The 16,785-nt window shown below is 42.8% G+C and carries 12 protein-coding genes and 6 tRNA genes; 9 read left to right on the top strand and 9 right to left on the bottom strand.

Translation table 11 applies throughout. From position 1 onward, the window contains the following. The first annotated feature begins 244 nt into the window (after window positions 1–244). From phrB to KHS79_RS03315, 3 genes are read left to right on the top strand one after another with little or no spacing between them, the layout of a single operon-like run. Window positions 245–1,669 carry a deoxyribodipyrimidine photo-lyase gene (phrB, locus tag KHS79_RS03325; protein WP_212716588.1) on the top strand — a complete coding sequence of 475 codons (1,425 nt, stop codon included), beginning with the start codon at window positions 245–247 and terminating at the stop codon, window positions 1,667–1,669. Continuing rightward, entirely contained in the window at window positions 1,666–2,100 is a 435-nt protein-coding gene (locus KHS79_RS03320; protein ID WP_094786675.1) for a nuclear transport factor 2 family protein, read from the top strand. The genes phrB and KHS79_RS03320 overlap by 4 nt, the downstream gene beginning before the upstream one ends. Then, window positions 2,097–2,615, top strand: coding sequence for a DUF2878 domain-containing protein (locus KHS79_RS03315; RefSeq protein WP_212716586.1), 519 nt, complete (start codon window positions 2,097–2,099; stop codon window positions 2,613–2,615). Before KHS79_RS03320 ends, KHS79_RS03315 begins: the two co-directional genes overlap by 4 nt. A gap of 69 nt (window positions 2,616–2,684) precedes the next feature. Here KHS79_RS03315 and KHS79_RS03310 read toward each other — a convergent pair whose 3' ends face one another. Then, complete coding sequence (locus tag KHS79_RS03310; protein WP_027707787.1) at window positions 2,685–3,146, bottom strand: PAS domain-containing protein; 462 nt, start codon at window positions 3,144–3,146, stop codon at window positions 2,685–2,687. 220 nt (window positions 3,147–3,366) lie between these two features. Between KHS79_RS03310 and KHS79_RS03305 the strand changes: the two genes are divergently transcribed. Together KHS79_RS03305 and KHS79_RS03300 are read left to right on the top strand one after the other, a co-directional pair. Next, complete coding sequence (locus KHS79_RS03305; protein WP_212716584.1) at window positions 3,367–4,335, top strand: YbgA family protein; 969 nt, start codon at window positions 3,367–3,369, stop codon at window positions 4,333–4,335. 121 nt (window positions 4,336–4,456) lie between these two features. Continuing rightward, window positions 4,457–5,383, top strand: coding sequence for a MerR family transcriptional regulator (locus KHS79_RS03300; RefSeq protein ID WP_212716582.1), 927 nt, complete (start codon window positions 4,457–4,459; stop codon window positions 5,381–5,383). 218 nt (window positions 5,384–5,601) lie between these two features. Here the strand turns inward: KHS79_RS03300 and KHS79_RS03295 are convergent, their stop codons facing one another. Next, window positions 5,602–6,357: an SDR family NAD(P)-dependent oxidoreductase gene (locus KHS79_RS03295; protein ID WP_212716580.1), complete on the bottom strand. Its 756-nt coding sequence runs from the start codon at window positions 6,355–6,357 to the stop codon at window positions 5,602–5,604. 172 nt (window positions 6,358–6,529) lie between these two features. Between KHS79_RS03295 and KHS79_RS03290 the strand changes: the two genes are divergently transcribed. Genes KHS79_RS03290 through KHS79_RS03280 form a run of 3 tightly spaced genes read left to right on the top strand, consistent with a single transcriptional unit; the run spans window position 6,530 to window position 9,820 of the window. Next, the gene (locus KHS79_RS03290) at window positions 6,530–7,828 is read left to right on the top strand and encodes an NAD(P)/FAD-dependent oxidoreductase (protein WP_212716579.1); all 1,299 of its coding nucleotides are present in this window, start codon (window positions 6,530–6,532) and stop codon (window positions 7,826–7,828) included. Further along, window positions 7,825–8,601 carry a DUF1365 domain-containing protein gene (locus KHS79_RS03285; protein ID WP_212716577.1) on the top strand — a complete coding sequence of 259 codons (777 nt, stop codon included), beginning with the start codon at window positions 7,825–7,827 and terminating at the stop codon, window positions 8,599–8,601. Before KHS79_RS03290 ends, KHS79_RS03285 begins: the two co-directional genes overlap by 4 nt. Next, on the top strand, window positions 8,594–9,820 hold the full coding sequence (locus KHS79_RS03280) for an SAM-dependent methyltransferase (protein WP_212716572.1): 1,227 nt from the start codon (window positions 8,594–8,596) through the stop codon (window positions 9,818–9,820). Before KHS79_RS03285 ends, KHS79_RS03280 begins: the two co-directional genes overlap by 8 nt. A gap of 194 nt (window positions 9,821–10,014) precedes the next feature. Here KHS79_RS03280 and KHS79_RS03275 read toward each other — a convergent pair. From KHS79_RS03275 to gltX, 7 genes are all read right to left on the bottom strand, one after another. Continuing rightward, window positions 10,015–10,090: transfer RNA gene (locus KHS79_RS03275), tRNA-Glu, on the bottom strand. A 24-nt stretch (window positions 10,091–10,114) separates the two neighbouring features. Beyond that, window positions 10,115–10,190 (bottom strand) — tRNA-Gly (locus tag KHS79_RS03270). 6 nt (window positions 10,191–10,196) lie between these two features. Then, window positions 10,197–10,272: transfer RNA gene (locus tag KHS79_RS03265), tRNA-Glu, on the bottom strand. A gap of 24 nt (window positions 10,273–10,296) precedes the next feature. After that, window positions 10,297–10,372: transfer RNA gene (locus KHS79_RS03260), tRNA-Gly, on the bottom strand. Window positions 10,373–10,379: 7 nt separating this feature from the next. Further along, window positions 10,380–10,455, bottom strand: a tRNA-Glu gene (locus tag KHS79_RS03255). A gap of 15 nt (window positions 10,456–10,470) precedes the next feature. Then, window positions 10,471–10,546, bottom strand: a tRNA-Ala gene (locus KHS79_RS03250). A gap of 350 nt (window positions 10,547–10,896) precedes the next feature. After that, window positions 10,897–12,408: a glutamate--tRNA ligase gene (gene gltX / locus KHS79_RS03245; protein WP_212716570.1), complete on the bottom strand. Its 1,512-nt coding sequence runs from the start codon at window positions 12,406–12,408 to the stop codon at window positions 10,897–10,899. A gap of 782 nt (window positions 12,409–13,190) precedes the next feature. Between gltX and KHS79_RS03240 the strand changes: the two genes are divergently transcribed. After that, window positions 13,191–16,736 carry an indolepyruvate ferredoxin oxidoreductase family protein gene (locus KHS79_RS03240; RefSeq protein ID WP_212716568.1) on the top strand — a complete coding sequence of 1,182 codons (3,546 nt, stop codon included), beginning with the start codon at window positions 13,191–13,193 and terminating at the stop codon, window positions 16,734–16,736. Window positions 16,737–16,785: the final 49 nt, after the last annotated feature.

The following is a 16,785-nucleotide window of genomic DNA, read 5'->3' as shown; positions in this document are numbered from 1 at the left end:
TGGTCTCAGTGCAACAGTTTCAAGACAAAATATTGCAACCAAGCAACATACTATAGAAGACACTTTCGTTTTAATCTTTTTATTTTTATCCATTTCAAATGGTGCTTAATTAACCCGTTTAACATATCGACTCGGACTATTACGCAAGCAATGCAAGCTAAAACAGCATAACAAGTCATTATCATTATTAAGCACATTTGATTTGAAAAAAGTGTAATCCGCAATTATTTCACAAGGATTCTAAATGACATCATTGGTTTGGTTTCGAAACGATTTAAGAGTCCAAGACAATACAGCACTTTATCATGCCTCAATGCGTGGACCTGTAATTGCTGTCTATTGCCTTTATCCTGCTCAATGGCAACAACATAATGATAGTCCAAATAAAATCAAATTAGCTTTAGCTACCGTAAAAGAATTACAACAGCAATTACAGTTACTCAATATTCCACTCATTATTAAACAGCTGAATCACTTTGATGACACTGCCCAGTATCTTATGCATTTGGCGCTTCAGCTCAAATGTTCAGCAGTCACCTGTAATGAAGAGTATGGTGCCAATGAGCAAAAACGGGACCAACAAGTTGCTCAAATGTGTATTAGTCATGGCCTACACTTTGAAGCTCATACTGATGCTGTCGTCTGCAAGCCTGGTTCATTGCTGACCAAACAAGGAGAGTATTACAAAGTATATAGCCAGTTTCGACGCTCTTTTATTGCTGAGTTTTATCGCTCACCTTGTCACCTACTGCCAATGCCTCAGACGCAGCGCGCCATTACAGTCAATGTCCTGAGTGATGGTTTCGATGAAACATATACCCAATCTGCCGTAGATAACATCCTGCAATGCTGGCCACCAGGAGAGTCTGCCGCTCAGCAAAGACTTAACCACTTCCTTAGTGAAAAAGCTGTTAATTATAAAACCGATCGTGACTTTCCAGCCGTTACCGGCACAAGTCAATTATCGGCTTATCTCACACTCGGTATCATTTCACTCCGTCAATGCATTATTACCGCATTGCAGCATAATGAAGGCCAAATCGAGGGTGGGAATCCAGGTATTGAATGTTGGATTAATGAACTTATTTGGCGCGAATTTTATATTCACATTCTGTGTGGTTATCCTGCCGTTAGCAAACACAAACCCTTTAAATCAGAAACGGATAACTTAGCTTGGCAGCATGACACAGACCTTTTTGAAGCATGGTGCCAAGGCAAAACAGGCTACCCTATTGTCGATGCCGCGATGAAACAACTGGTCCAAACTGGATGGATGCATAACCGGTTACGGATGATAACCGCCATGTTTTTAACTAAAGACTTATTTATTGATTGGCGACTAGGTGAAGCTTTTTTTATGCAACACCTGGTGGATGGTGATTTGGCAGCAAATAATGGTGGTTGGCAGTGGTCTGCCTCAACTGGCACAGACGCTGCTCCTTATTTTCGTATATTTAACCCTACAACCCAAGGTCAACGATTTGACCCAGAAGGCACATTCATACGTCAGTATTTACCAGCTCTCGCTGACGTACCGAATAAACGAATTCATGAACCTTACAAAGGTTTATCCGCTGAAGAAGTGATTCCAGATTATCCTCGCCCTATTGTCGACCACAGTGTTGCCCGGGTACAGACCATCGCGGCGTTTAAGGAATTAGGCACATGAGTCTTGAACACTCTTTACAACAGTTTTTAACCACTTTTCAGCAATTAGGTGCTAATAACTTATCGCCTTTATCAACTTTATATACTGAAGATGTTGTGTTTTCAGACCCACTTGGCACCCATTTAGGATTAGACCAAGTAACACGTTATTTTGAAAACATGTATCAAGAGGTATCTTATTTGCAGTTTGAGTTCAAAGCTGCCTGGCTGGCCCCTCCTCACCATGTCACGCAACCTTGGATAATGACGTTTCAACACCAGCGCTTACCGCAAAAAAGTATTAATGTAGAAGGTGTTAGCCTTCTACATTTTAATAACACTGGCTTGGTATCGCAGCATCAGGACTTTTTTGACTTAGGTGCTATGCTCTACGAACAACTTCCTGTGCTAGGTAAACTCATTCGTTTTATCAAGAAAAAGGCAGCAGCATGAAGTTAAATGCCCCTTCGGCTTTAATAGCAAATGCCCTGCTTTTTGAGGTAGGCTGGTTTATTTGTGTGCTAACAGGTTCATTACCTGCGTTAATCTCAACATTGGTTATTTTGGTTATCCACTTCAAGTGGATTGGTAACTGGCGCACTGAGCGCGACATTATTCTGATCACATGGCTACTAGGCTCAGCACTTGACAGCTTTTTAGTGCAGATGAATATTATCCAGCTGCCGACCCCATCATTACTGATTCCATTATGGCTTAGTTGCTTGTGGATCCTATTCGCAACGTTGTTAAATCATTGTTTAAAGTGGCTTCAGTCCAGGCCCTTATTGAGTATGACACTTGCTCCCCCTTTCGCAGCACTTAGCTATTTTGCAGGAAGCCAGTTAACACTCGTCACCATTGATACCACAGGTTTAGTGACTATCGGTATTTGCTGGGCTGTTTTATTCCCATTGTTACTAAGTTTTGCCGAACTGTTTTCCAAAAAAAGTGCTCTGACAAAGTCATAACTAAAAAGGCTAGTAAGTTACCATGTTGAAAATAAAGCCGAAGCCTTTAATTTTATATAACCCTCTACCCTATAGCGGACCAAATTTTGATTGATAAGAAGCCAGTAGTTCCATCGCAATATCTAGATCATGTTTGACCTGCTTCAGTCTTTGCTTAGCCTCTATTTCCGCGGTGACATCACGCTGAATTCCAATGTAATACTGGAGTTGCTCTTCATTATCAAACACAGGTGTTAGTCGTAACTCATTCCAAAACATAGAGCCATCTTTACGATAATTTCGTAAAACCTGACAAGTTGATTGATTATTCCTGATAGCTTCTCTGACCTTTTCAATACCCTCTTGCTCACGGTCATTTCCCTGCAAAAAGCGACAGTCCTGGTATAAAATCTCATCTGCTGTATACCCTGTTAAACGTTCAAATGCAGGGTTCACATAAATCAAGATGCTCTCATCACCTTCTCGCTCAGCAACAACAACACCATCATTAGAAGCATTGACCAAACGTTCCATTAACTCCGCAGTTATCACAAGGCTTCTCCTTACACTCCTGGCAGTTTTATTTTTGATAATAACTATAACACTGGCTAACAACGAATCTCAGCCAAATTGCTGTCACTTAACCAGTTATCGCTAACCGGTTATGTTTTTATGAACAAATAGTAGCGCTAAGCCACTTTACAAACTTGTACACCAAAACTATATTTGTACAAGAAAGTTTAAATAAACAAGTTGCGCAAGGAACCGTTTAATGAACTCATCAATCACTAACTCTGTATCCCCAATCCAAGTGGGTATCAGTGCTTGTTTGCTGGGTCACAAGGTACGTTTCAATGGCGGCCACAAGCAATCATCTTTTTGCTTAAATCAACTCAGTCGCATATTTAATTATGTACCTATATGCCCCGAGGTTGGTATTGGAATGGGTGTACCCCGGGAACCTATTCGCTTAGTCGGTAACCCAGAACAACCTCGTGCCATTGGCTCTGTTAACCCTGACCTCGATGTCACAGAAGCCTTGCAGGAATATGGAACCAAGCAAGCTAAACAGCTCCAGCATTTGAGTGGCTACATCTTGATGCAAAAGTCACCCAGCTGCGGTATGGAACGAGTCAAAGTTTACCAATCTAACGGCTACCCTCATCGTAATTCTGGTACAGGCCTTTATGCTCAGCAAATTATGAAACACCTTCCACTTATGCCTGTTGAAGAAGAAGGTCGCTTACATGATCCTATACTAAGAGAAAACTTTATTAACAGAGTGATCGCTTACCATAGCTGGCAGAAGCTAATGCAAGACCTGACACCTTCGGCACTGATTCAATTTCATACACGTTATAAATACTCAGTACTAGCTCACTCACCTGAAGATTATTCACGTTTAGGTCAGCTGGTCGCTAATATTGACTCCTCTAATGTCGCTGAAACCGCCAACACTTATCAGCATATCTTTATGAAAGCGTTGCAACAACGCGCTACGCGCAAAACACATTCAAATGTACTTATGCATATTTTAGGCTTCCTAAAACATGCTTTGCTACAAGCTGAACGTGGTGAAATCCTCTATATCATTCATCAATATCGTCAAGGATTCTTACCACTTATTGTTCCAATAACGCTACTTAAACACTTTATAAAACAGCATGGTAATACATTTATACAACAGCAGATGTACTTATCACCTTACCCCGATGAGCTAGGGTTAAGAAATGCTATTTAAAACCTTTTGCTGGCGATGCACATACCATAATGAACAAGCATTACCAATTTCGGGCTATATACGCCGCATTAAGTGCACGCTAAACTAGACGTCATATATTTTATACTCTATTGAAATAAAAATGACTGAATTAGTTGTTAATGAAAATACAGAAGGCTTAATTCCCATCCGGGAGGTGTCCAGGCTGACGGGAGTCAACGCTGTAACACTGCGTGCCTGGGAAAGACGCTATGGACTGATTACCCCTTATCGAACCGCTAAAGGGCATCGGCTTTATGACCATGAGCATGTTACCCAAATAACAAGTATTTTAGAGTGGATAAACCGCGGAGTGGCTGTCAGTAAAGTCAAAGCTTTACTCGCAAATGTAAACAACACAGAACCACAAACTGCACCAGATAGTAATGTAGATAACTGGCAAATAGCTCAAACTCAATTTATTAATGCCGTAAAAACCTTTAATGACGATAAACTGGATGATATTTATAATCAGGCACTTGCCATTTATCCTATTGATATAGTCAGTGAAAACCTAATAAAGCCTGTGATTATCCAGCTTAAAAAAAACTGGCAGGGACAATTTGGTCAAATAGCAGAACAGTGCTTTTTACTCACCCAGTTACGGGCAAAATTAACGACACGCCTGTATCACAATAATAAATCAACAACGGGTCCCAAAGTACTACTGACTCAGTTAGCGACAACAATACATACCGAATTTGAAATCATTGACCTGTTACTCACAGCATTAGCGTTAAGTGCACACAACTATCATGTACAACTTCTCGCTGGCAAACTGCCTTATGATGAAGTCTCTCTTGCTGTTGAAAAACTGCAAAGCCAAGCCGTTATTATTTTCAGCCAATCGGCTTTCGAGCGCCACGTTCTTCAAAAAGAATTACAACATTTACAGCAATTACTAACAGTGCCACTGATCCTGGCAGGACAGTGCACAATGATTCACGAGCAACAATTACATACCACCTCAACCATCACTGCGACTGACAATACAGACTTAATCAAGCAAATAAACACACACCTGAAGTAATTTAACACCACCAATGCGCTGTGAGCTGGCTGGTTGCGCTCTTCCAAGGAAGGATTTATGGCGTGTTCAACAAGCGTTATAGAGACTTTGAACAAAGGTACTTCAGAAAATGACTTTTTTTAAAAATAACATTATTACGTGACAGCCCTGAGCCAGGATATGTGCCTTTAATAACGACAGTAAAAGCACAAAGACCCACTTTACCCAAAGTAATTGCACTATGTATTAAGTCTTTTTAGTAAAGGAAAATAGCAGTAATAAGGCAGTATCCTCAGCAGTTTAAGCCACCAGGTAAAACGTTTGGGAAACGTTATTTCAAACCCCGACTTTGATAGTCCAGCAATAATGGCTTTAGCTGCATCGTCTGATGATATTAATGCGGGCATTTTAAAGGTGTTTTTGGCAGTCATAGGCGTTTCAACAAAACCTGGATTTATTACCCGCAACTGAATGCCTCGCTTCAAAAAACCTGACCTAAAACCTTCAGCAAGATTAATCAGCGCAGCCTTGCTTGCCCCATAAGCACCGGCTAACGGTAACCCCCGATAACCCGCAACACTACCCGTAATTAATATTTGCTCCAACCCATCTACTTTTTGTAATAGTGCTTCCAAACAGTTAATGGTAGACATAACGTTAACCGTAAATATGTGTTCACATGTCTGCGCATTAAAGTCACTCACGGTCATAGGCTGATAGACTCCAGCATTGAGAACACTGATGTTAACAGGACCAAGCTCTTTTTGAATTTCAGCAAGTGTATGATGGCAAGCTTCACGGTCAGTGGCATCAAGTGGGAATGCATGAATACTGCCTGGTAGCGATTGAGCCTGACTTTGTAATTCAGTCAACGCCTGCCCATTGCGAGCAGATACAGCGACATTGCCACCTTGCGCCGCCAGTTGCAGCGCTAATGAACGACCAATACCACTGCTTGCTCCCACCAGCCAGAAGGACTTCCCACTGATATTCATATATCCACTCTCCTCAAACAATTAAGGCCGTGACACCAACCTATACATTTTGACTTGCTTTCTTTTACAAATCGACCTATATTTCTTATACAAAATACATATTAGCGTACAACTTATTTCATTGCTAGTTGCACAATCTCATGAACCTAAAGACAAAGATGGTTTGCACGCTATGAATCAAGCTCAACATATTATTGTCATTGGTAGTGGTATAAGTGGACTTGCAGCTGCCTGGCTCTTAAGTCAACGTTATCGTGTGACGTTAATTGAAAAAAATGGTTACTTTGGTGGTCACACTAATACCATTGAGGTTGTGGAAGAAAATAAGCTACTTGCAATAGATACTGGCTTTATTGTTTACAACCAACCAAACTACCCTCACCTTTCCCAACTATTTAACCATTTAGGCGTACACACCCAGCCCACCTCAATGAGCTTTGCCGCATCAATTAATGATGGTGAATTAGAATATGCTGGCACAAGTGTTAACACTCTGTTTGGCCAGCGAAAGAACATTATTAGTCTTTCCTACTGGCGAATGCTGAGAGAAATAGTCAGGTTTAATCAACTCGCAAAACAAGATCTGAAAAAACAAATTCCAATTGATATTACCCTTGATGATTACCTCGAATATCATCAGTTTTCCTATCAACTGCAACAACAGTATTTACTTCCCATGGCTGCAGCTATCTGGTCTTGCCCTGATGAAACAATGCTACAGTTCCCTGCCTGCAGTTTTTTACAGTTTTTTGCTAATCATGGCCTGCTCAATATTAATGATCGACCACAATGGCGCACTGTGAACCAAGGAAGTTACCAATATATCAAAGCATTATTACAAATCTTTAAAGGGGAATTACTCACCAATGAGCCGGCCACTCAAGTACACCGTCAAAAACATCAAATTGTAGTCACAACCTCAAAACAGAAAATTAGCTGTGATCAGGTTGTGTTTGCCTGCCATGCAGACGAAGTATTACCTATCCTCAATAACCCCACGCCTGAAGAGCAACAAGTTTTATCCGCTTTCAGTTATCAAGAAAATGTTGCCTATCTGCATACTGACCAACACTTAATGCCAAAGCAGCAGCGAGTTTGGTCTTCGTGGAATTATTTAAAAAGCCAACAACATAATGTTGCTCAAAGCTCCGTTTCAGTAACTTACTGGATGAATTTACTGCAACAGCTTGAATGTAGAAAAAATTATTTTGTTTCATTAAACCCATTCACTCTTCCGAAAGACTCGAACATTATTCGTGAAATTACTTATCACCATCCCGTCTTTACGGTAAATGCCTTAAAAGCACAGCTGCTCATTCCCACACTCCAGGGTAAACAAAATACCTGGTTTTGTGGTAGTTACTGTGGTTATGGTTTTCATGAAGATGGTTTACAGTCAGCTATAGCCGTTGCAAACCAATTAAACTGTTCTGCACCTTGGGAGCAGTCACAAAGTGTGAAACAGCAATGAATAGTAATCCTGCTTTATCACTCTTTAAAAGCAATGTTATGCATCAGCGTTTTTTACCTGTGAATTATAAATTTAATTATTCTGTGTTTAACATTGCTGTTGATGTATTGCAATTAGAAAAAGCCCATTCTCAATGTCGTTTCTTTTCAATAAACAGGTTTAATTTATTCAGTTTTTACCAAAAAGATGTTGGACCGCGTGATGGGTCAAATTTAGCGTCTTGGATCAAAACACATTTACACAAGCATCAGTTATTTTTTAAACCCCACCGTATTATATTATTGTGTTTTCCAAGAGTTTTAGGTTATAGCTTTAACCCGTTAGCTAATTGGTATTGTTTTGATGAACAGAATAATTTGAGAGCTATTGTACTAGAAGTGAGCAATACCTTTAACGAAAACCATTGTTATGTACTATCTCCCAAACAGGATAACTTTAAATCCACAATATCTGCTAAAAGGGCCAAAGACTTTCATGTGTCACCTTTCCTGGCAATGGACATGCACTATGAATTTCGCTTAAGCCCCTTTAATGACAAACTTTTCACAATCATTAAAACTTATCAACATCAAACTCTTATGTTGTTGGCCACCCAACACAGCCATCGCATTCCAGCAAACAATAAACAGCTTATTAAATTATTTTTATCCATCCCTCTTATGACCTGGAAAGTTATCACAATGATTCACTGGCATGCCTTGAAATTATGGTTACGAAAAGTGCCCATATTTACTCATCCCAAGCAGCAAAAAAAAGGTGTTTCGCATGGCTGAGCAGCAAACATTAGTCACATCCAGCCGCCCACATCACACAACCCGATGGTGGCTAATACCCATTATAAAAACCTTTAACCAAACCCAATTTGGTAGCCTCCATCTGAAAATGGGTGAGCATAGTTTTCATTTTAAGGGTTCAAAAGCAGGGCCTTCCGTAAATATGGAAGTACAATCACCACTAAAATTTCTTTGGCACTTATTTTGGCGGGGTGATGTAGGTTTTGCTGAAAGCTATATTAAAAATCATTGGCAAACCGCTGATTTAGGCAAAGTACTTACCTTTTTCGCACTTAATGAGCCTTATTATCAAGCGTTAGGAAAAAAATTCAACATTATTAAATGGTTACATACTATACGTCACCTATCTCATAAAAACACAGTAAAAGGAAGTAAACGTAATATTGCCGCTCACTATGATATTAGTAATTCGTTTTACATACAGTGGCTGGATAAAAGTATGACTTACTCTAGCGCTATTTATGGTGAAGGTGTTTCCCAATATGATTTGACATTATTCGAAGCTCAGCAACGAAAATATCAACGGCTATTGGACATGCTTAACCCAAACCCCGGTCAACACATTCTGGAAATTGGCTGTGGGTGGGGAGGATTTGCCGAACAAGCAGCAATGTACGGCCTACAAGTTACTGGGATAACGCTTTCTAAAGAACAACTTCAGTACACAAAGCAACGTTTAAAAAATGCAGGCTTAAGTCATCTTACCTCTTTTCACTTCTGTGATTACCGAGAATTATCTAACCAGTACGATCATATTATCTCTATTGAAATGCTTGAAGCAGTGGGTCGTGAATGGTGGCCAACCTACTTTCAGAAACTAAAGCATTGCTTAAAACCTGGTGGAAAAGCAGTTATTCAAGTGATTACCATTGATGAAGCAGTTTTTTCACACTACGAAAAAAACCCCGATTTTATTCAGCTCTATATTTTTCCAGGTGGGATGTTACCCACTCTGTCACATCTAAAACAACTTGCTGAACAGTTTGAATTTGAAATTGAAGACTGCCTGCTATTTGGCGCTGATTATGCAAAAACACTTCGCTGCTGGTCTGATAATTTTCACCAACAAAAAGATGAATTAAAAGCTTTGGGATATGATGATCATTTCCAAAGGACTTGGAAGTACTATTTACATTACTGCGAAGCAGGCTTCAACATAAATAAAATTAATGTCGTGCAGTTAACATTAAGCCACTAATGAGCCAAAACCAGTGTTTATCATTCAACAACTTTACAGTCCTTGAATAGACCGTAAACCTTTTACTAAAAAAACCAGAAACAAAAAAACCGACTACATTGAGTCGGTTTTTTGGGCGGTAAACAATTTTTCAAAAGCCAAGGTTCATCAACTCGCTGTTTATAAGCAGCTCAATCAATGAACTCTTGATAATATGGCGTCCCCTAGGGGACTCGAACCCCTGTTACTGCCGTGAAAGGGCAGTGTCCTAGGCCACTAGACGAAGGGGACGCAACAATATAAAACGTTAGAAATTGGAGCGGGAAACGAGACTCGAACTCGCGACCCCAACCTTGGCAAGGTTGTGCTCTACCAACTGAGCTATTCCCGCATAATATGGCGTCCCCTAGGGGACTCGAACCCCTGTTACTGCCGTGAAAGGGCAGTGTCCTAGGCCACTAGACGAAGGGGACGCAACAATACAAAACGTTAGAAATTGGAGCGGGAAACGAGACTCGAACTCGCGACCCCAACCTTGGCAAGGTTGTGCTCTACCAACTGAGCTATTCCCGCATAAATATGGCGTCCCCTAGGGGACTCGAACCCCTGTTACTGCCGTGAAAGGGCAGTGTCCTAGGCCACTAGACGAAGGGGACGTAAACCTTCGATTTTGGTGGAGCTAAGCGGGATCGAACCGCTGACCTCTACAATGCCATTGTAGCGCTCTCCCAGCTGAGCTATAGCCCCACATAGAAGCAAAAATACTTCTTAAATATCCAATCTAACTTTTCTAACTTCACTTTGCAGCGTCAACAACATAATGACCACAACTTAAGCTTTTTTGCTCGTTGCTGATCATCAGCTGCCAAAATACTTGGACTACCTGTTTCAGTGGCGTTACCCCCGAAACGTGGTGCGCATTCTATGGCGCTTGCTGTGTGCTGTCAAGCATTTAGCTGCGATTTAACTTAAGTAAACAACATCCGATGTATATTGCTCTACTGTTTCTGGGATACCACGCTACTATCATGATCATTAAGCCCAAGATAAGCCCTTCAGCGTTAAGGGCTTACCCTGCAAACCTTAGACTAGAATAATTATTCAGCCACCGCTCTATCTTCCAACATTTTAGTCAGCAGTTGCTGATAATCCTTTTCCAAACGTTTACCTGCTTTCTTGGAAAAACCTCCTAACACAGTGACCGCATGACGCAATCTGGCACGGGTTATATCAGCGCCTAAAATCGCCATCGCATCAAATACTGAAACGGATGAAGGTGAGCCAGTGACCGCCACAAACAAGGGGAACAAAAAGTCCTTTAACTTAATATCCATGGCTTTACTTATTGCTTTGATTTCAGCAAATAGCGTGTTTTTTTCCCAGTTACGCACTGTTTCTAACCGCCAGAGAACAAACTGTAGAATCCGTTTGATGGCTTCTTCATCTAACTGTTTATGGCTGAATTGCTCAGGCTGAACATCAAGCAATCCGGCAAAAAAGAAGCTTCCCAGTGAAGCAGCATCAGATAAGCGTTCCACCCGGGTTTGCAGCAACGGGGCAATCTGCATCATGTAGTCAGCATTGACTGCCCATGTTTGCATTCTTTTTGCAAAATCTTCAACTGAAAGTTCACGCAACCATTGGCCATTCAACCAGCTTAGTTTTTCCTGATCGAAAATGGGTCCACCCAGTGATACTCGTGAGATATCAAAGTTTTCAATCATTTCAGCAAGCGTAAACTTTTCACGCTCGTCAGGCATCGACCAGCCCATGCGCCCTAAGTAGTTCAACAGCGCTTCTGGCAAAAAGCCCATACGTTGATAATACGTAATACAGGTTGGGTTTTTTCGCTTACTCAATTTACTTTTATCAGGATTTCGCAGCAAAGGCATATGACACAAGGTAGGCATATCCCAGCCAAAATACTGATATAACAAAATATGTTTAGGCGCAGAGTTAATCCATTCTTCACCGCGAATAACATGAGTGATGCCCATTAAGTGATCATCAACCACATTGGCTAAATGGTAGGTAGGCATACCATCTGCTTTCAGCAGCACCTGCATATCCACCTGACTCCAATTAATATCAATGGGATCACGAAGCATATCAGGCACTTGGCAAACACCTTCTTCAGGTATTTTCATTCGAATAACATGGGGTTCACCTGCAGCCAGCCGCTGCTCGACTTCCTCTTTTGAAAGCTTTAACCCACGGCCATCGTATTTTGGTGTTTCTCCCCGCTCGATCTGCTGCTGACGCATTTCATCCAGCTCTTCGGCGGTAGCAAAGCAATAAAAGGCGTGACCATCAGCAACCAGTTGCTCTGCATACTTACCATAAATCTCCATCCGCTCACTTTGGCGATAAGGTCCAGCACCACCTGCCACATCTGGCCCTTCATCCCACTGCAAGCCCAGCCAGCGTAGTGATTCCAAAATCATTCGTTCTGATTCAGGAGTACTCCGCGCCTGATCAGTATCCTCAATACGAAGAATAAACTGACCACCATGTTGACGGGCAAAACAGTAGTTAAATAGAGCAATATAGGCCGTACCCACATGAGGATCACCTGTGGGTGATGGAGCTATTCGCGTACGGACAGTCATAGATTCTTTGATTACCTAATCAGTTGAGTATCTAAAGGAGAGGGATTATACGAAAACTGGCACAGTTAAAACCAGTCATTAACGAAAAACAAAACACGACTGTTACGCCAAGATTACAGCACCAATAAATAAAACTGAGTATTCAAACTTGCAAAGCACTACAAATGAAGTTTTATTGACAAACTACTCAAGCCTTGCTTTGCTAGAGCTTAGCACGCAATATTACGACAAAGTACATTGTGTGCCGTGCTCCCACAAGGAGCCATTAAGCACCGCATTACCCATGCCGTGTTCACACTGAATTAAAAATAACATGCTGCTTTTCACAATGACGTGAGCTAGCAACCACACTAGAAGTGGTCAAAGGGAAAGCACACCTGCTCTCGGCAGATGACACTTTACGCTAAGCAGACAAAGCAATTAGTACTAACAATAACAACAAAACAAACACCAAATTTGCAGTGATCCTGCAAGAGGAGAAAAGCAAAATGACTCAACTAATTAATGTCCTTAAGCCCTCTTTACTCATAAACCTAGCCAACAATCTTAGTTTAAAAGCCACTAATAGCTTTACACCTCCCCCTCAGCACCATTACCGCATCTCATAGTTTCCTCAAGACTAATACTAATGCGGCAAAATAAAGAGCATGTGCTTATAGCGCTTTAGGTGACATTTAACGCCTGAATTGACTCATATTTTAAGCCCCTAGTGCTCAACAATAATAAAACATCAAGGTCAACGGATGGCCTATACCCCCTCTGAGGGGATGAGGAGCAAGCTTATGAACTTGGCTGACGTCAATCTCGACGACAAGTATACCCGTGCTTCGGGCACCATCCATGTCAATGGTGCACAAGCCGTGACTCGGCTATTGATGCTGCAGCAACAGCATGACCGGGTGCGAGGATTACACACCGCGGGCTTTGTTTCCGGTTATCGTGGTTCCCCTCTGGGTGGACTGGATAAAACATTTTGGCAGGCAAAAAAACACCTTAAAGCACACCATATTCGCTTCCAACCAGGTATTAACGAAGATTTAGGTGCTACTGCAGTGTGGGGCAGTCAACAGGTAGGGTTATTTCCTGGCGCTCAATATCAAGGTGTGTTTGGCTTATGGTATGGCAAAGGTCCTGGTGTTGACCGCACGGGCGATGTATTTAAACATGCCAATGCAGCAGGCTCATCCCCGCAGGGTGGTGTACTGGCATTGGCTGGCGATGACCACGCGTGTAAGTCCTCAACACTTCCTCATCAAAGTGATTACGCCTTTGTCGATGCCATGATTCCGGTACTCTACCCTGGCAACTTGCAGGAGCTTATAGATTATGGGCTATTTGGCTATGGCCTTTCCCGTTTTAGTGGTTGCTGGGTGGGAGTAAAAGCATTAGCTGACATCATGGATTCAACGATGGCTGTTAGTATTGATAACCAGCCCCTTGATCTCAGCCCTCCTCCAAATTTTATGCTGCCTGAAAATGGGCTGAATATCCGCTGGCCTGACCCTCCAGCACAACAGGAAGCTCGACTTCATGATTTTAAACTTCCGGCCATCCATGCCTTTGTTTACCACCACCAACTTGACCAAGTAAAGCTCAAACCAACCCACCCCCCTACTCTGGGCATTGTCACTTCTGGCAAAAGCTACTACGACACATTGCAGGCCCTAGAGTTACTAAGTATCACCCAGCAAGAAGCCGCCGCTGCCGGGATTGGTATTTACAAAGCTGGCTTAGTTTGGCCACTGGAACCCATGCGAATAACTGCGTTTGCAAAGCAGTATCCCCGCATTTGGGTGGTTGAAGAAAAACGTCCCTTGTTGGAAGACCAGCTTCGACAGCTGCTTTATCACCTCCCAGATACTCAGCGCCCCCAAATCATGGGTAAGACCTCACCGCTCGGCGCCTCTACTGGCTTGACCGGAAAGCTAGAGTTGAGTGCTGGCATAATCGCTCAAGCATTAGGCCAGTCATTAATCACCTGTTTACCCCAGCACAGTGCACTTAAGCGAAGACTTGCGTATCTCCAGCAAGCCCCCAATCAAGAAGCAGCAACGCCCTCAGTACAAAGAGCACCACACTATTGCTCAGGCTGCCCACACAATACATCAACCAAAGTCCCTGAGGGCAGCCGTGCTACAGGAGGAATTGGCTGTCACTATATGGTGACATGGATGGACCGCAACACCGATACCTTCACCCAAATGGGAGGCGAAGGTGTTACCTGGATTGGTCAAGCTCCCTTTACTGAAACCTCACACATTTTTCAGAATCTAGGCGATGGCACTTACTATCACTCTGGTATTCTTGCCATTCGTGCGGCAGTTGCAGCCAAGGTCAACATTACCTTTAAGATTCTTTATAACGATGCTGTCGCCATGACAGGTGGACAGCCTGTTGATGGTCCTCTCAGTGTGGGTCAAATCACCCAGCAAGTAGCAGCAGAAGGCGTCACCAAAACGGTGGTGGTCACAGATACCCCCGAAGCCTACCAAAACCCTAAAGACTTTGCGCCAGGGGTTGAGGTGTTTAACCGTGATGCATTGGATCATGTGCAAAAGGTACTGCGAGAAACGGAAGGTACCACTGTGCTCATCTATGCCCAGACCTGTGCCGCTGAAAAGCGTCGTCGTAGAAAACGAAATGCTTTTCCTGATCCCGCCAAACGACTGGTTATTCACCCAGAAGTCTGTGAAGGATGTGGCGACTGTGGTCAACAAAGTAGCTGCTTGTCGATCCAACCGAAAATGACGGCCCTAGGCCGCAAACGCACTATTGATCAGTCCAGCTGCAATAAAGACTACAGCTGCAACCAGGGGTTTTGCCCAAGCTTCATCACAGTAAAAGGTGGTCAATTACGTAAAGGCCAACAAATTAATACCGACTGGTCAGCACCATTACCCGAACCTACACCATTCCCGCTCGACCAACCTTATAACATCCTCGTGACCGGGATTGGTGGTACAGGTGTTGTTACTATAGGTGCTTTACTAGGAATGGCAGCCCACCTTGAAGGCAAAGGCTTCTCTGTGCTGGATCAGACTGGGTTAGCCCAAAAATACGGCGGTGTCACTAGCCATATTCGTATCGCCCCTCATCAGCAGCAGATCAATAGTGTCCGCACCCCCAGCAAAAGTACAGACTTGCTGCTTGCCTGTGATCTGATGGTGGCAGCACAACAGGATGTGTTGGAAAAGCTCCATCTCAAAACAGCAGGTGTCATCAATAATTATTTGACGATGCCTGCAGCTTTCACCCGTGATGCAGACTTCAACCTCCCCTCTACTGAACTACTTAGCCAAGTCCAACAGGCTTTAGCACCTGACCAGCAGTGGGCTATTGATGCACACACGGTTGCCAGCAAACTGTTAGGTGATGCCATTGCCTGCAATCTATTTATAGTGGGTGTTGCTTACCAGCATGGCTTACTACCTGTTTCTGCCGATGCCATAAACAAAGCCATTGAATTAAACAATGTTGCTGTCACTCTCAATCAGCAAGCCTTTTTATGGGGAAGGCGCTATGCCCACTGCCCTGAAGAGGTTATGCAACAGCTCTCTGAGAGGAACGATGCACAGGAACAGGCAACGCCTATTCAGTTAATCAGTGATCTGAACACAATCATTGCTGAACAGCGAAAGCGACTGATCGCCTATCAAAACCAACGTTATGCAAACCGTTTTGAACAGCTTGTGCGACGTGTACAACAGCGAGAGCATGCGCTTAAGTGTGGTGATCAACTCAGTCGGCAAATCGCTTTGAGTTATGCCCACTTGCTGGCTTACAAGGATGAGTATGAAGTAGCCCGCCTGTTTAGTTTGCCAAGCTTTCAGGAATACCTGGACGCACAGTTCACTGGACACTACAGCCTGGAGTTTAACCTAGCACCACCCTTATTTAATCGACGTGATCCGTTCACGGGATTACCACGAAAGCATGCTTATGGTGGCTGGCTTAAGTCTGTCTTCAAACTTCTTCAGCATGGTAAGCACCTGCGTGGAACCCCCTTTGACCCCTTTAGCTGGACCAAAGACCGCCGTTTTGAACGCCAACTTATTCAACAGTTTGAGCATTCTGTCAGCCTAATCATCACCCACCTCACAAGCCAAAACTATGCGACTGCATTGAAGTGGGCGGCTCTTATCCCGCAAATCCGAGGCTATGGTCATATCAAAATGGCAAACTATCAACGGGTTGCTAACACGCTGACTAGCTTACTAGAAACATTCACTACGCCATCAATGATGGATATCAGCCAGCAACCAGTTTCACCGACCCAAAAGCCTGTTCAACAGGAAAAGGCCGTTAACTTCTACGAAGTTAGAACTTAAACCATTTAAAGCGTAAAGCAGTCAAATGAAAAAGTCGCACTATAAAACA

The organism is Zooshikella ganghwensis, from assembly GCF_018263875.1.
Lineage (GTDB): Bacteria > Pseudomonadota > Gammaproteobacteria > Pseudomonadales > Zooshikellaceae > Zooshikella > Zooshikella ganghwensis.
The sequence above is the reverse complement of the archived record's forward strand: the minus strand, read 5'-3'. Positions and strand labels throughout refer to the sequence as shown.

Coding starts and splice junctions, on each gene's coding strand:
- phrB (WP_212716588.1), top strand. CDS start 245: ATGACATCATTGGTTTGGTTTCGAAACGATTTAAGAGTCCAAGACAAT.
- KHS79_RS03320 (WP_094786675.1), top strand. CDS start 1,666: ATGAGTCTTGAACACTCTTTACAACAGTTTTTAACCACTTTTCAGCAA.
- KHS79_RS03315 (WP_212716586.1), top strand. CDS start 2,097: ATGAAGTTAAATGCCCCTTCGGCTTTAATAGCAAATGCCCTGCTTTTT.
- KHS79_RS03305 (WP_212716584.1), top strand. CDS start 3,367: ATGAACTCATCAATCACTAACTCTGTATCCCCAATCCAAGTGGGTATC.
- KHS79_RS03300 (WP_212716582.1), top strand. CDS start 4,457: ATGACTGAATTAGTTGTTAATGAAAATACAGAAGGCTTAATTCCCATC.
- KHS79_RS03295 (WP_212716580.1), bottom strand. CDS start 6,357: ATGAATATCAGTGGGAAGTCCTTCTGGCTGGTGGGAGCAAGCAGTGGT.
- KHS79_RS03290 (WP_212716579.1), top strand. CDS start 6,530: ATGAATCAAGCTCAACATATTATTGTCATTGGTAGTGGTATAAGTGGA.
- KHS79_RS03285 (WP_212716577.1), top strand. CDS start 7,825: ATGAATAGTAATCCTGCTTTATCACTCTTTAAAAGCAATGTTATGCAT.
- KHS79_RS03280 (WP_212716572.1), top strand. CDS start 8,594: ATGGCTGAGCAGCAAACATTAGTCACATCCAGCCGCCCACATCACACA.
- gltX (WP_212716570.1), bottom strand. CDS start 12,408: ATGACTGTCCGTACGCGAATAGCTCCATCACCCACAGGTGATCCTCAT.
- KHS79_RS03240 (WP_212716568.1), top strand. CDS start 13,191: ATGAACTTGGCTGACGTCAATCTCGACGACAAGTATACCCGTGCTTCG.